At 70.7% G+C, this 13579-nt stretch carries 12 protein-coding genes and 2 pseudogenes; 4 read left to right on the forward strand and 10 right to left on the reverse strand.

The annotated features are described in order from the left end of the window. Nucleotides 1-43: 43 nt before the first annotated feature. Genes ACWDZ6_RS16235 through ACWDZ6_RS16260 form a run of 6 tightly spaced genes read right to left on the reverse strand, consistent with a single transcriptional unit; the run spans nt 44 to nt 7706 of the window. A complete protein-coding gene (locus tag ACWDZ6_RS16235; RefSeq protein ID WP_451503359.1) occupies nt 44-1447 on the reverse strand; it encodes a cytochrome P450 in 1404 nt (467 codons plus the stop codon). Further along, on the reverse strand, nt 1444-2412 hold the full coding sequence (locus tag ACWDZ6_RS16240; RefSeq protein ID WP_451503360.1) for an NAD-dependent epimerase/dehydratase family protein: 969 nt from the start codon (nt 2410-2412) through the stop codon (nt 1444-1446). Before ACWDZ6_RS16240 ends, ACWDZ6_RS16235 begins: the two co-directional genes overlap by 4 nt. Next, on the reverse strand, nt 2412-3308 hold the full coding sequence (locus ACWDZ6_RS16245) for a hypothetical protein (RefSeq protein ID WP_451503361.1): 897 nt from the start codon (nt 3306-3308) through the stop codon (nt 2412-2414). The genes ACWDZ6_RS16240 and ACWDZ6_RS16245 overlap by 1 nt, the downstream gene beginning before the upstream one ends. After that, nucleotides 3305-6073 (reverse strand): PEP/pyruvate-binding domain-containing protein, encoded by a 2769-nt coding sequence (locus ACWDZ6_RS16250; RefSeq protein ID WP_451503362.1) that lies wholly within the window; start codon nt 6071-6073, stop codon nt 3305-3307. Before ACWDZ6_RS16250 ends, ACWDZ6_RS16245 begins: the two co-directional genes overlap by 4 nt. A gap of 2 nt (nt 6074-6075) precedes the next feature. Continuing rightward, nucleotides 6076-6792 (reverse strand): methyltransferase family protein, encoded by a 717-nt coding sequence (locus ACWDZ6_RS16255; protein WP_451503363.1) that lies wholly within the window; start codon nt 6790-6792, stop codon nt 6076-6078. Continuing rightward, complete coding sequence (locus ACWDZ6_RS16260; RefSeq protein ID WP_451503364.1) at nt 6789-7706, reverse strand: AfsA-related hotdog domain-containing protein; 918 nt, start codon at nt 7704-7706, stop codon at nt 6789-6791. The genes ACWDZ6_RS16255 and ACWDZ6_RS16260 overlap by 4 nt, the downstream gene beginning before the upstream one ends. A 545-nt stretch (nt 7707-8251) precedes the next feature. Between ACWDZ6_RS16260 and ACWDZ6_RS16265 the strand changes: the two genes are divergently transcribed. Together ACWDZ6_RS16265 and ACWDZ6_RS16270 are read left to right on the forward strand one after the other, a co-directional pair. Beyond that, nucleotides 8252-8464, forward strand: a complete 213-nt coding sequence (locus ACWDZ6_RS16265) for a hypothetical protein (RefSeq protein ID WP_451503365.1) — start codon at nt 8252-8254, stop codon at nt 8462-8464. Continuing rightward, on the forward strand, nt 8461-8859 hold the full coding sequence (locus tag ACWDZ6_RS16270) for a PIN domain-containing protein (protein ID WP_326654863.1): 399 nt from the start codon (nt 8461-8463) through the stop codon (nt 8857-8859). Before ACWDZ6_RS16265 ends, ACWDZ6_RS16270 begins: the two co-directional genes overlap by 4 nt. 191 nt (nt 8860-9050) lie before the next feature. Here the strand turns inward: ACWDZ6_RS16270 and ACWDZ6_RS16275 are convergent, their stop codons facing one another. Beyond that, nucleotides 9051-9566, reverse strand: coding sequence for a GNAT family N-acetyltransferase (locus tag ACWDZ6_RS16275; RefSeq protein ID WP_389185824.1), 516 nt, complete (start codon nt 9564-9566; stop codon nt 9051-9053). Between the two features lie 692 nt (nt 9567-10258). Between ACWDZ6_RS16275 and ACWDZ6_RS16280 the strand changes: the two genes are divergently transcribed. Then, on the forward strand, nt 10259-10831 hold the full coding sequence (locus ACWDZ6_RS16280; RefSeq protein WP_366735200.1) for a YceI family protein: 573 nt from the start codon (nt 10259-10261) through the stop codon (nt 10829-10831). Between the two features lie 234 nt (nt 10832-11065). Here the strand turns inward: ACWDZ6_RS16280 and ACWDZ6_RS16285 are convergent, their stop codons facing one another. Beyond that, the gene (locus ACWDZ6_RS16285) at nt 11066-11293 is read right to left on the reverse strand and encodes a DUF5133 domain-containing protein (protein ID WP_389185822.1); all 228 of its coding nucleotides are present in this window, start codon (nt 11291-11293) and stop codon (nt 11066-11068) included. A 412-nt stretch (nt 11294-11705) separates the two neighbouring features. Between ACWDZ6_RS16285 and ACWDZ6_RS16290 the strand changes: the two are divergent. Continuing rightward, nucleotides 11706-11945 (forward strand): annotated as a pseudogene (locus ACWDZ6_RS16290) (lanthionine synthetase); the annotation flags it as partial. An 82-nt stretch (nt 11946-12027) separates the two neighbouring features. On the opposite strand, the gene ACWDZ6_RS16295 reads toward ACWDZ6_RS16290, so the two are convergent. Further along, nucleotides 12028-12579, reverse strand: coding sequence for an NUDIX hydrolase (locus ACWDZ6_RS16295; RefSeq protein WP_451503366.1), 552 nt, complete (start codon nt 12577-12579; stop codon nt 12028-12030). After that, nucleotides 12576-13543 (reverse strand): annotated as a pseudogene (locus ACWDZ6_RS16300) (adenosylhomocysteinase). The gene ACWDZ6_RS16295 and the pseudogene ACWDZ6_RS16300 overlap by 4 nt, the downstream one beginning before the upstream one ends. Between the last annotated feature and the right edge of the window lie 36 nt (nt 13544-13579).

A 13579-nucleotide genomic window follows, 5' to 3' on the forward strand; every position in this document is an offset into this window, starting at 1 on the left:
CGCGACGGCATCCGGCGGCGCAAAGAGGCGCCGGCTGATGTTGTCAGGCGGTGCTCGGGTTCCTGTCGCCTTCCCGGGCGTACGGATGCTCGCGTGGGAGGCAGCGCATGGGCAGGGCGGTGGGGTGGACGACCGCGCCGCGGGCGAGTTCGCGGACGCGGGGGCCGCCCTCGGCCGGGCGGAGGCGCCAGCGGGCGGCGATGGTGGCGACCTGGATCACGGCCTGGGTGAGGGCGAAGACATTGCCCGGGCACTGGCGGCTGCCCGCGCCGAAGGGGATGGACGCGCACTTGGGCAGCTTCGCGGCGCGTTCGGGGAGCCACCGGTCCGGGTCGAAGGCGAGCGGGTCGGGGTACAACTCCGGCTGGTGGTGCAGGACGTACGGACTGAACAGCACGGTGGCGCCGGCCGGTATGCACACGTCGCCGAGGAGGACCTCGCCCGGGGAGAGCCGCAGGATGATCCAGGGCGCGTACCGGCGCAGCGCCTCCTGGACCACTCGCAGAGTGTAGGGGAGGCGCGGGATGTCCTCGAAGACCGCCGGGCGTCCGGAGAGGACCTTGTCGGTCTCCTGGTGGAGGCGGTGTTCGACGGCGGGGTTGCGGGCCAGTTCGTGGAAGGTCCAGGCGAGGGTGGCGCCGGTGGTCTCGGTTCCCGCGACCAGCATGTTGACCAGCTGGTCGTGGACCTGGTCGTCGGTCAGCCGCGCACCGGTCGCCTCGTCCTCGGCGAGCAGCAGGACGGACAGCAGGTCGTCGTGATCGGTGCCGTCGGCGCGGGCGGCGTCCACCACGTGGCGGGTGGCCGAGCGCAGCCGTCGTACGGCCCGGTCGAAGCGGCGGTTGGCGGGGGTGGGCAGCCGCAGGAGGGCGTCGGGAAGCATGGCGCGGCGGGGGATCTCGTCCAGGATCAGCGGCAGTGAGCGCTGCACTTCGGTGATGGCGTCCGCGCCCAGGTCGGAGGAGAAAAGGGCCCTGGCGACGGTGGTGAGGGCGAGTTCGTTCATCTCCTCGTCGATACGCAGGGTCCGGCCGGGCTGCCAGGCGGCCGTGCGTTCGGCGGCGACGGCGGTCATGGTGGCCGCGTAGCGTGCGATCCGGGCTCTGTGGAAGGCGGGCTGCATCAGGCGGCGCAGCCTGCGGTGCTCGGCACCGTCGGCGGTGCCGACCCCGGAGCCGAGCAGGGGGCGCACCTTCTCGATCATCACCCCCTGGTCGAAGCGGCCGGCCTCGCCGACGAGCACGCCGCGGACCAGGTCCGCGTCGTTGATGACGTAGGCGGGCAGACCGCCGAGGCGGATGCGTACCACCGGGCCGGTGGCGGGCAGGGAGCAGAGGAAGTCCAGGGGGCGCCGCAGCAGCGCCGGACCGTGTCCGAGCAGGGGCAGCGCCCCGGGGGCCGCGGGGGCGCGGCGGGCGGTCTCGGTGGTGGTGGCGGTGGGGGTCACGGCGTCTCGGATTCCGACGGGCCGGCGGCCGCGGCCACCGGCGGGGCGAGATGGGCTCGGTACCAGGGCGCGGCGGCGGCGAAACGGGCGGCGAAGCCGCCGGGGGTATGGCCGGTGCGCCGCCAGACGCCGCCGCTGTCGTAGTGGTGGTCCTGGCCGAACAAGGAGAGGTGGCGCAGTTCGCGGGGCCGCCCTGCGAGGAGTTGACGGGCCTGGGCATAGCTGATGTCGGCCTGGGGGCCGGGGACGCCGAGGTGTTGGGTGAGGGCTGCGGCGAGGTCCCGTACCGCGACCGGCTCGGGGTGGTTGACGTGGAGGACCTCGCCGCCGGGCACGGGCGCCCAGTCGGCGCGGGCCAGCGCGGCGATCGCCGTCGCCAGGTCCTCGACCGCGACCAGGGAGAGCCGGGCGCGACCGCCGTCGACGGAGACCGGAAGCGCGGTCAGGGTGCGGGCCAGCTGCGGGATCAGCCAGCGGTCGCCAGGCCCGTACACGAACATCGGCCGAAGCACGACGCCTCGGGCCGCGCGGACCGCTCTTTCCCCGGCGAGCCGTGTCCGGCTCACGGCGGAGACCGGGGCCGGGACGAGGTCGTTCTCGGCGGCGCCGCGGTGCGGGCCTTCGCCGTAGACGGCGGCGGTGCTGAGGTGGACGATCCGCCGCACCCCGGCGCGGCGCGCCTCGGCGATCAGCGCGACGGTGCCCCGGTCGTTGACCAGTTCACAGGCTTCGGGGTCGTCCTCGTCCACGGTGCAGGCGAGGTGGACCAGGGTGTCCACACCTTCGCAGAGTCCGCGCAGTGTGTCCGGGCGGGTGAGGTCGCCGGGAACGAGGCGGGCGCCGCTGTCCTTTTCCGGTGGCCTGCGGTGGACCAGGAGCCGTAACTCCGCTGCGTCACCGCGCAGTTGACGGTGGACTGCGCTGCCGACGAAGCCGGCGGCGCCGGTGATCAGCACGGTCGTCATCAGATACCTCCGGGCTCGGCGGCCTGGATCAGCAGCGCCGAGGTGAGCAGGGCGAGCAGGAAGCCGACCACGAAGACCATCGCGGCGGGCACCGGCCAGGCAGGGGCACGGCGGCGCAGGAAGCGCAGCGCCGCGGTGCCGGGGAAGGCCAGCAGGACGCACGGCAGCAGCGCCCGGGGGTCGCGCAGCAGTGCCGCGGCCAGCACGGCGGCGAGGACGGCCCAGCCCAGCGCCACCAGGGCGCTGGGCACCGGGCCGATGACGCCGGAGTACATCCGGGAGCCGGGTTCGTTGTGCCAGCGGGTCTTGCGGGCGAACTCGAAGTGCAGGAAGACGCAGGCGAAGACGAGCAGGAGCGGCAACGCCGTCCAACGGGCGGGGACGGGGGTGGAGTCGGTGAGGGAGAGGTACACGTACGCGCTCAGCAGCAGCTGCACGGGGTGGGTGACGGCGAGGTTGAGCAGGAGGCCGTCCCTGGCCCTGGCCGACCGCCGTTCCAGCACCACCAGCAGCCAGGCGTAGCCGAGGTCGACGGCGAGCGGGATGAGGGAGAGCGGGGACAGGGGCGCGTTGAGCGCGAGGAGCAGTACGGCCACCCCGGCCATGGCGCCGCGCAGTTGGGCAACGGTGACCGTGCCCCGCACCAGGGGGCGGTCCGGGTTGTGTTCCCGGTCGTAGTCGAGGTCTTTCTGCTCGTCCACGACCCGCAGGTAGAACAGCACCAGTACGGCCGAGGCGCAGCGTACGGCCGTGCCGGCGCCGGGGTGCCAGGGCGTGTGGGTGGTGGCCGCGGCGGCGGCCTCCAAGGACAGCACCCACAAGATGGCGTAGGTGACGTACACATGGGGCGTGAACACCTGCGCGGTGAACCGGGCGAGAGAGGCTGCCGTCCTCATCGGCCCGCCTCCCCGCCGTGGTCCGGGGCCGGCGCAGGGGGAGGCGGCGCCAGGATCTTGATGCGGCCGGTGGAACCGTCCATCTCGATCAGGGCGCCGTCGGGAATGGCGGTCGTGGCGCCGGCGACGGCGACCACCGTGGGGATGTTGAACTTGCGGCCGGTGATGGCGGTGTGCGAGAGCAGGGTGCCGCGCTCCACGATCAGGCCGTTCGCCCCCAGCATCAGGAAGAGCCAGCCGGGGTCGGTCTCCCGGGCGACCAGGATCAGGTCCTCGCAGGGTTCGACGGGCCGGTGCGGGTCGAGCACCACCCGTGCGGTGCCGCGCACCACTCCGCCGCTGGAGCCCAGGCCGGAGAGTTCTCCGTCGCCGTGCCGTTCGTGCTGCGGCGCCGCGGCCGGGCCGTCGGGGAGCTGGTCGCGTACCGGGCCCAGGGTGCTGAAGCCGATCGGGAGGTCCGGCCCGGGCCGCTGGTACTCCGCCCGGCGCGCGTCCGCGAGGGCCTGGAGGCTACCGCTGACCCCGCTGCCGTCGTACCAGCCGAACAGCTCGTCCTGGGTGAGGTGGACGGCGTCGACAGGATCGCGCAGCACGCCGCGCGCGTGGAGGTCCTCACCCAGCGAGGCGAAGACGGCCTTGCTGTAGCCGAACAGTTCGCTGCGGAAGTAGCGGGAGTTCTCCCGGTGGCCGATACTGCGCCGCAGTGCGGCCAGCAGCGTGCGCAGCAGCCGCAGCCTTGGCGAGCGCGCGCCGAGCGCTGCCGTCAGACGCTCCTCGGCGGCGGCGCGCACCTGGAGTTCGGCCGCGCGCAGTGCGGGTCCGTCGAGGGTGGTGGCGGCGTACTCGCCGGCCATCCGCAGCAGCACCCACGGTGTCTGCCGCAGATTGGGCTGCTCCATCTTGAGTTCCTGCAGGCCGCGGTCGCCGTACCGGTCGAGGTGTTCCAGCGCCGCCGCCCGGAAGGCCTCCCCGTGGACGCCGTCCCGTACGGCTTCCCAGAGAGCCGGGCCCGGGTCCGGGTCCGCGCGGAGCGCGGCGGACAGCCGGGGCTCGCTGCGCACGGAATCGGCCAGGCGCAGCACCGACATCACCGCCTCGCTGCCGCGGTTGGACTCGTCCCCACAGAGCAAGTCGCTGAGCAGGCCGGGTCCTTCATGGGGCACCCATCGTTCCAGCAGCTTCCCGGTGATGCCCGCAGTGGTGCTGAGCACGGAGTCGTTGATCAGGGTGACGCCCCAGTGGTTGCCGACCTGCCGCCACACCTCGCGGTGGTCCTGTATGCGCGCCAGCGGGTCGAGCGCGGACCAGTCGGCGCCCCGGCGGTCGGCGATCAGTGCTTCCCACCAGATCTCGAAGGCGGCCATGGCCCTGCCATGACCGGCGATCAGCCGTACCACCCCGGCCATCGGCCGGGCCAGTCGCGCGGGGGAGGGGCGTGGTGCCGCCTCGGGCCCGCTGCCCTCGGCCAGGCCCATCATCGACTCCCAGGAGGCCCGGAAGTACGGGAAGACGGCGAGCTGCCCGTGCAGGCGGTACCAGGAGTCCAGGTCGTAGTGGATCCGGTTGCGGTGCAGCCCGATCATGCGCTCCAGGTACGGGTCGTTGTCGTGGAGGGTGCGGGCGGGCACGCCCAGCCTCCGGTAGAGGTCGTAGAAGATCGACCGGTAGAACTTCTGCGCGAAGGAGTAGGTCAGCGCGGTGGTGGCGCCGGGGAAGCTCTCGGTGATGTTGGCGTGGCTCCACAGCCGGCGCAGGGTCGGATCCATCGCCACCGGGCGGGACTGCACCAGGTGCACCTGGCCGTCTGCGGTGATCGCGCCCTCGATGTCCTGCGGCTGCCCGCCGAAGAGTCTCTGTACGGTGCGGCCCAGCCCGGCCAGTTCGCGCAGCTGTTGGTCCTCGAGTACGGGGGCGTCGCGCAGTTCCGGCGGTACGGGCTGCGGTACGGGTCCGGCGTCGGGGCGCTGCGGATCGGGAACGAGGCGTTCGGGTTTGGCGGCGATGACGCGTTCCACCCGCTGCTCCGGGCCGCGCAGGAAGTAGTGGTCGACGCCGACCTTCTCCTGCACCACGCCCTCGCCCAGGCCGAGGCCGGCCGCGATCACGGTGTCGGCGGCTCCGGTCCTGGGGTCGCAGGTGAACATCACGAAGGAGCGTTCCGCGGGCACCATCTGCTGGATGCCGACGGCGACATCGATGCCGTCGGCGCCGTCGGCGTCCAGTGGCAGGCCGCGGGCATGCCGGTAGAGCAGGGCCTCCGCGTTGTGTCCCGAGGCCCAGCAGGCCCGGACCCGGTCCGTCACGGAAGCGCGGCGCACCTGGAGGAAGCTGTCGCTGAGTCCGGCGAAGGGGTCCTGGGCGGAGTCCTCGCCGTGGGCGCCCGCGGTGCAGGCGCGTACGGCGGCCGGCGCGTCGGGGCCGATCACCTTGTCGAAGGCGGCGAGCATCCCCTGCTCCAGGTCCTCCGGCAGGGGTACGTCGGCGTACAGTTCGCGGATCCGCGCGGCGGCGGCTCGTACCGAATCGGGCTCGGTGAAGTCCGCCGACCGCAGCAGGGCGTCGATCTGCGGGCGCAGCGGTTCGGTGACGCGGCGGTGCCAGTCCACCGACAGGACGAAGAAGGCGGGAACGGTCAGTCCGGCCTCACGCATCCGCGCGAGCCGGGCGAATTTGTGCCCGGAGTTCTCCGGGGTCATCCGAGCCTCGGCCAGCAGCGGCACGAGGGCCCCGGCGGGATGACGGGTGCGGTTTCGGGTGGTGGTCACGGTCACCACACCGCCGGGATCAGCCGCTTGCGGTGCTCCGCGTAGTCGGCGTATCCCCGCAGGTCCATCAGGGTCTGTTCCTCGGCGCGGATGCGGAGCACCACGGCGGGGACGAGCAGAGCCAGCAGGGCGGCCACGCTCAGCGGATTGGCGAAGACACCGACGAAGCCGGCGTGCGCCAGCACCATGCCGCTGTACGCGGGGTGGCGCACCATCCGGTACGGGCCGCTGCGGACCACCTGGTGATCGCCGAGGGTGCGCACCTTGTGCGAGTAGAAACGGCCCAGTTGGCGGATCGCGGCCAGGCGCAGCGCGGCCCCGCAGACGAAGACGGCGGCCGACAGCCACTGGACCGGACCCCAACTGTGCCACCAGGGGCCCACGAACAATGCGGTGCCGACGACAACGCCCCGGGCGGCTCCGTACCACTGCATGGTGCCGCGGTCGTCGCCACCGCTGTCGTGCGGGGCGGCGCGAAAGGTGATCCGCAGTTCCAGGAGGGTCCACAGCAGATAGAGGCCGATCAGCACGGCGTGGGCGCGGTGCAAGGAGTCGGGCCATTGGCCGCATTCGCGAATCAGAGCCCAGCCCAGGGCGATCAGTCCGGCGGTGAACAGGGCGGGCGGGAAGAGACTCTCCAGGCCGGTGCGGCCGGTGTGGCCGGTGTGGCCGGTGTGGTCGGTGTGGTTGGTGCGGGCGGTGTGGTCGGGGTGGCTCATCGTGCGTCGCCCCCCGTCGTGCCGCGCAGCCTGCGGTACGCGGCTGGGGAGAGCGCGTATCCGCTGAAGCCGGCCTCCCCGACCTCCCGGCCGCTTGCGCTGAACCTGACGCGGACGTCGCCGCCGTGAACCGAGGGCAGCGTGTCGGCCCACAGCCGCACCGGCTCGGCGCGCCGTACGGCGCGGGCGGTGGAGGCCTTCATCGAGGCGACGACATAGCGGCGGTCGAACGCCACCCGGCGCGCTTCATGGCCCAGCAGGGTCACGAACTGCCGTGCCCCCTCGACCAGTTCGGTCAGCGAACGTAACTCCGCGCCGCGGCCCTGACGGCCGCGCAGATGGTGGCCGAGGGGCGGGGAGAGCAGGTCGGCGCTGTATCCGCCAAGGCCGTGGTCGCGGTAGCTCGCGAGCAGGACGTTCTCGGGGCGGTGCCGGTGGACCAGTTCTTGGGCGACCATGGCGGCCCGGCGGGGCGCGTCGTCCTCCGCGGCCCGCGGCGCGGGGAGCACCGGGGTGCGCGGGGGCTGCGCCTGGGCGGCGTAGACCCTGCCGTCGCACACCGTACGGCCTTGCTGGCGGCCGCTGACCCGCCAACCTCCGGGGGTTCCGGGGAGGGCGCGCGCTGTGAATTCCACCGGCAGGTCCTTCTCGGCGAAGCTGCCGAAATCCAGCTCCACGGTGCGGGTCCGCCAGGTGGGACGGGGGCCGACCGTCGTGGCGGCAGTGGTGGTGGCGATGTGTTCGACCAATTCGGTCACCCCCTCGATGAGTAACCCCGCCGGCAAGTGGTCGAGCGGATGGTCGAAGAAGAAGGGGTGCTCATCAAGGGTTCGCAGACGGGCGGTCCAGGTCTCCGTGGCGACTAAGCCACGATGGCTGACGCGCTTGCCCGGCGACGCTTGTATCACTGACATCGGACAACAACTCCGTTGTTCGGCCCGGCGATTCGAGACGCTCGGGCGATTTCCCTCCATCGGACCAGGTATGTATTGCGCGCTGGAAACAACGCTACTACCCGCCAGTAATATCTATCGGAAAGCGGTCCGGCGGGAACGGATTCCAGTCATGATCCAATTGGCGGTGCACACGGACCCGTCGATGGCCCGCTGCGTCGACGTGCGGCAGTGCGCGGGCCGAGCGCGGGAAGCCGGACGGGGCGTCCGGAAAGAGCCACGCGGCCCCGGCTGCCACGGCGCGGGTCGCTGGCGTCACCGCCCATGGGCGCCGCGGTGTATCGGTTCCGGACGGCGCCGTCTCGGGTCGCCGGCCCGGTGGCCGTGAGGTCGTCGTGAGGTCGTCGTGACCGAGTGCATCGGCGACAACCGGGGCGGGAACAAGCCGCCGTGGACACCGGACCCCCGTGCTGTAAATGTCCTATAGTGGTTCTATGGCTTCGACGACGATTCAGGTACCGCGGGAGACGCGTGATCATCTTGCCGAGTTGGCGAGGGAGCGAGGGGTGAGTATCGGGCAGCTGGTGGAGGCGTTGGCGGCGGAGCAGCCGACAGAGGCGCAACGCGCGGAGCGCCTCGCCGCGGACCGTGAGGCGGTGCGCCGACTGCTGGGTATCGCCATCAGTGACGCCGAGTTCGACCAGGCCCCCGATGTCTTGGGCAATCTCTACAAGATTGCCGCGGACAAGGCGCGCACGGCCCGGGATTCTGCTGCGTGATCATCCTCGACACCAGCGCCGTGGCCGCTCTCGCCGGCGGCCACAAGGCCCTCGGCCTCCTGGCCGGCAACATGGCCCGAACGCCGGGGGAGCAGTTGCGCATCCCGGCCTTGTGCCTGGCCCAGGCCGAAGCGGACGACGACGGCGCCGCGCGCCGGGTCCTCGCATTCTCCTCGGTGACGGTCGACCCGCTGGACATGGTGGCCGCGGTCAGCGTCGGCACCATGATCCGCGACGGCTACGGCGGCCCCGACACGTGCCACGCCCTGTACTGCGCCCTGCCGCGCCCGGAGTTCACCGGCATGTCGATTCTCCTGACCGGCCACGAGGACGCCTACCCGCCTGGTGTGGTCACCGTCGACATCGACTCACCCGGCATGCTCGGTTTCCACTGACACCGGTGCTCGCGCGCGGGGATGGTCCTGTGACGTCGTAGGACGAGCGGGCCGCGGGCCTGCTCCACTTCGTCAGGCCCAAGGCCGGCATCGCTACGGAGGCCGCCGCCCGGACGGCGGCGCAATTCTTGCCGAGTCGGCCACCGAGGCAGCCCGGGTGGAGGTCGACTCGAACCGGCGCCCGGGGGCCGCTACAGCGAGATGTGGATGTCCAGGACGGGCCCTGTCGCACGAGTGGGCGGCGCATCCAGACTCTCCAGGACGTGGAGCATGGGTGCGTTGACCGCGGCGACCGACGCGGTCAGGGTGTGGTGGCCGGCCCTGCGCGCCACATCGGCCGCGTGCGAGGCCAGCGCCGTGCCAAGTCCCTTGGACTGCCATGCGTCCTCGATCAGCACGGCGAGTTCGCCGACCCCTTGCTGAGCGGTGCGCATGACGTTGGTCATGGCGATGATGCGGTCCGTGTGCTGGGTGGTGGTGGTGACCAGGGTGGTGCCGCGCTCCGGATCGGACAGCAGCCGCCATCCGGCCCGGGACAGCTCGAGTTTCCCCGCGTGATAGCGCAGGGCGCGGCTGCCCAGCGAGCAACGGTGGTGCAGCGCCTGGATGGGGTCGAGGTCAGCGTCGGTCAGCTCCCGGGTCCGGGTGGCAGTGCCATCGGTAAGTGTTATCGGGTGTGCGCTACTTCGAGGCCCAGCGTCGGGCATGTGGCGGTCTCCTCAGATTTCGGGCCTGGCTGATGGACGCGAGCCCCGCCCGGGGCGCGTGTCATCCGTCTCTGCCGCAGGAGAAGTCTTTGGCTCTCCCCGGCCCGGCTCAAGGAGGCTTCAGGCCATATCTGTCACGTTGTGCGCATTCTTGGTCACGGAACGGAGTTGAGTGGCGTACCCGGACCGTCTGATACCGCTTCTCATCGGCGGAGTACTCGAAGGCAGGCCGGTCGTGGAGCCGGTTCACTGTGCGACGGGCTCGCGGGGCGCGTCGAGGCCGCGCAGCAACATCCGGCAGATCACCAGCCCGAGCGGACCCATAGCGTCCGGTATGTGACCCCGCTTCCGCCGCTCGGTCGCGACGAGGTCAACTCTCGCCGAAAAAGCACCTTGCACGGCAGTAGTGGCTCATTCCGCTTCCACGGGTCATCCGACATGCTCCATGGCAGTGCTCACGTGATCTGGCCGGCGTCGAACGCCCGGTTGGGACACCACGATCAGTGCGGATTTCCACGGGCGAGTGGCCGCGCCGAGACGAGATGCGTGACCTCGGCGGCCGCAGTACCTGTCCCGCCGGGTCCTCGAGGCAGTCAAGTGCCCTGGCCTCGTGTCACGCGTCGCTCACCGCAGGCGGGTGACCCTCGGTCGTCCTACCCTGGCTGAAGGGGCAATGTGCCAGGGGAGCCTCCATGGCCACGACCAAATGGTTCTTCGAGCCCGGTCACACCAGCGCGGAATTTCGAGCCAGACACATGATGGTCGCCTACGTGCGCGGGCACCTGAAGAACGTGCACGGCTTTCTTGAGGCCGACCCGGACAACCCGGAGCAGGCGCGGGTCGAAGCGACGATCGACGCCACCCAGGTCTACACCGGCCAGCCCCAGCGCGACGCTCATCTCCGCAGCCCTGATTTCTTCGACGTGGAGCACCATCCGACATGGACGTTCGTCGGGACGCGCGTCCATCAGCTGAGCTCAACGGAGTTCTTGCTCACCGGAGATCTCACCGTGCGTGGCGTGACACGGCCCGTGACGCTCGACGTGATCTACCTGGGGCAGTGGGACACACCCTGGTGGGAAGAGGGTCGCGACCTCGGCCCCAGGCGACGCGCCGGATTCACCGCCCGGACTCGGATCAACCGGCGTGACTTCGAGGTCAATTGGAACGATGTTGTTGAGCGACGCGGGGTGGTCGTCAGTGACATGGTCGATGTGACGGTCGACGTCGAGGCTGTCCGCGAGGCCGCCGAATCGGCCCCCTGAGCATGGCCAGACAGCGCCGCTGATGGGCCTGCCGCTCTCACGGGCGGCGGGCCGTCCCCGTGACGCAGGCATCGACCCGGCAACTTCGGCTGTGCCCGGATGCAGCGAGAACGTCAACCTGTTCGGGGAACGTCGGACGAACCGGCGGCCGCTCGATAAGGCACTGCGGCGCTGCGACGACCGGCTGGGCCTCGGACCGACGCGTCGCTCCGGTCACCGATGGTGCGATACGGATCAGTCAGCGAGTACCGAGTCATCTTCCGGACGGGCGCCTGGCAGCTGATAGCGGCCGGCGATGAGGGCCGCATCAACGTCCTGGGTGCCGGTGGACACGCACAAGGTATAGGCGACGTCATCCATCCGCTGCTGCACCTCAGGGCTACCGGCGTCGGCGTGCAGCACCTTCAGCGTCTGGTACTGCTCGATCAGATTCCTCAGGACCGCAGGGTGGGCCAACAGCATGACTGGTCTCCTTGTTTACGCTACAAACGCCCAACTGCCCCCGACGCTGCACCTGCTACCCGGGCTTTGCAACTCCATGCCCCGCCCGCGGATGGTCTTGCGACGACTCCCGGAACCCAAGAGGGCGGGACCTGGGCCTTGTGCTGCAGAGCGGGTTAGTGGGTGGGTGAACGGGGTTCCGGGAGTCTCCGGTAGCGCCAGCTCCTCGCCGAGGATGCCGCGCTGGGCGGCGTCGTGAACGCACATGGCCGGGATGAGCCAGTCTGCTGCGACTGCCCCGGAGGGCTCGTTCGCGGCCTGCCCGGCCTCGATCTGGTCGAGGAGCCTGCCGCACTCGTGCTGGGTCTGCTCCCGTTCGGCTTCCATCACGTTGGTCGTCCAGATCCCGTCGGTGATGCCGATGGCCATCGGCCGACTCTCCGAGTTCCACACGATCCGAGGACTGGCGGGGTACGGCGCCTACTTCCTGCGCCGCCACCCCACCGGCGTCGACGTACGCGCCATCCTCGACCACTGAGTACGCCTCACCGAACCTGCCGCCCACGACGGCGAGGCCCTGCCGGGCTGGTGGACGCCGACCGGACCCTCCGGTCGGCCGGACGACCGTTTTCCGGGCGGGCACGCCAACAGCGGCATGGCGCACGTCATCGGCGTTATCTAGGGCTGTCAAGGCTTCGCGCAGTTAAGCACCTTGAGGGGTATGTAGGGACGTGAGACACGTTTCGGATCGGGTGTCAGCGCAGGGCCTGGGCGATGCGCTGCCGGAGAGTTTGGTCGCCGATGGTGTCGGCGTCGCGCCAGGCGGCGCCGGTCACCTCTTCAGCCTGGAGCTGACCGATGTCGGCCGTGGTGCGGAAAAGGAAGCGGAAGTCGATGTGCTGGTGGTCCGGTTCACCCTTGGCGTGGTTGGCGGGGATGGGGTGAACGTCGATGTGAACGGGCCGTTGCGTCACTGTGGTGACGGCGTCAGAGGGAATGCCAGTCTCCTCGGTGAGCTCGCGCAGGGCCGCCTCCAGTAGCGCATCGTCCACGCTTTCCAGATGGCCGCCGGGCAGGAGCCACTTGTCCAGGGCGAGGTGGTGGACGTGCAGGATGCGCCCGTCCGGTCCGGCGAGGATCGCGCCGGCGGTCGCGTGGCCGCGGAACTCGCTGCGGACGGTGAGGTCGGCGCCGGAATCCAGGAGGTCCAGGATCTGTGCGAGGCCAGGCTTCTCCTCGGGGTGTTCGTCGAGGTAGGCGGTCAGGGTGGTGCGGATGTGGTCTGCCGTGATGGGCAAGTCGATCACCTGTTGAAGTAGGAGAGCCAGGTCGCCGCGACAGCGGCCCGGTCGGCCGCGCTGACCTCATGCATACTGGGGTCGAGATCACCGCGGGTGAGCATCCTGATCCCGGCGAGGATTTCCGCCTGGACGAGGAAGATGAATGGTCCAACGCTGGCGCCGTGCAGGAAGTTGACGGCGTTTCCGCCGTTCGCCAGATAGAAGTAGTGGCCCGTGGTCTGGTAGCGCGTGACGTGGTCGCCGACCATCGTGCGGGTGTAGACGTTCGGCAGCCCGGCGAGGTCGAGTTCGTCCTCGCTGCTGGTGACGGTGGCGACGTAGGCGCCGTTGCGAAGGTGCGGGAAGTCCTCGCCGCGCAGGGAGACCGCGCCGGTTGCGCAGAGCACCAGCCCGGCACCGGTCAGCGCGCTCTCACGGTCGCGGGCGACGGCGAAGCCCTGGGAGAGGGCCTGGGTGCGGCGGACGGGGTCGATGTCGAAGACGGTGACCTGGACGCCCTTGGCGTGCAGCAGCCGGGCGATGCTGGAGCCGAGCTTGCCGAAGCCGATGACAGGGCGGGCCGTCCGTGCAGGATGTCGCCGCGTCCGCGCATGACGGCCTCGGTGGAGAAGACCACGGACTGGCCGACGAGGAAGTCCTCAGGGTCCTTCAGCGGCGAGCGGGCGACCGAGATGACAGGGCAGGGCAGCTTGCCGAGGTCCTCGTAACGGCGGTGGCCGTTCTCGGTGTCCTCGATCACCCCCGCGATCTGGCCGGAGAAGCGTCCGTGGAGGTCGGTGAGGGTCGGGGCGAAGTAGCCGCCAACGTCCAGGAGTGCGACCGGCTCGCCGGCGGCCCGGGACTCGAAGTAGGCCAGCGCGGTGTCGGTCTCGGCGAACAGTTCGCGGGTCAGGGCGTCGACCGGGAAGGTCTGTCGGCGTACAAGTGAACGCGCACCACCACGTACGGATGAGAATGCACCGTTGCTGATGCGTGGAGGGGGTCGAGACCGGGAGTCTTCTGTCGT

The sequence above is a fragment of the Streptomyces sp. NPDC002926 genome (assembly GCF_053591755.1).

Coding starts and splice junctions, on each gene's coding strand:
- ACWDZ6_RS16280 (WP_366735200.1), top strand. CDS start 10,259: ATGGCCACGACCAAATGGTTCTTCGAGCCCGGTCACACCAGCGCGGAA.
- ACWDZ6_RS16255 (WP_451503363.1), bottom strand. CDS start 6,792: ATGAGCCACCCCGACCACACCGCCCGCACCAACCACACCGACCACACC.
- ACWDZ6_RS16285 (WP_389185822.1), bottom strand. CDS start 11,293: ATGCTGTTGGCCCACCCTGCGGTCCTGAGGAATCTGATCGAGCAGTAC.
- ACWDZ6_RS16260 (WP_451503364.1), bottom strand. CDS start 7,706: ATGTCAGTGATACAAGCGTCGCCGGGCAAGCGCGTCAGCCATCGTGGC.
- ACWDZ6_RS16240 (WP_451503360.1), bottom strand. CDS start 2,412: ATGACGACCGTGCTGATCACCGGCGCCGCCGGCTTCGTCGGCAGCGCA.
- ACWDZ6_RS16275 (WP_389185824.1), bottom strand. CDS start 9,566: ATGCCCGACGCTGGGCCTCGAAGTAGCGCACACCCGATAACACTTACC.
- ACWDZ6_RS16245 (WP_451503361.1), bottom strand. CDS start 3,308: ATGAGGACGGCAGCCTCTCTCGCCCGGTTCACCGCGCAGGTGTTCACG.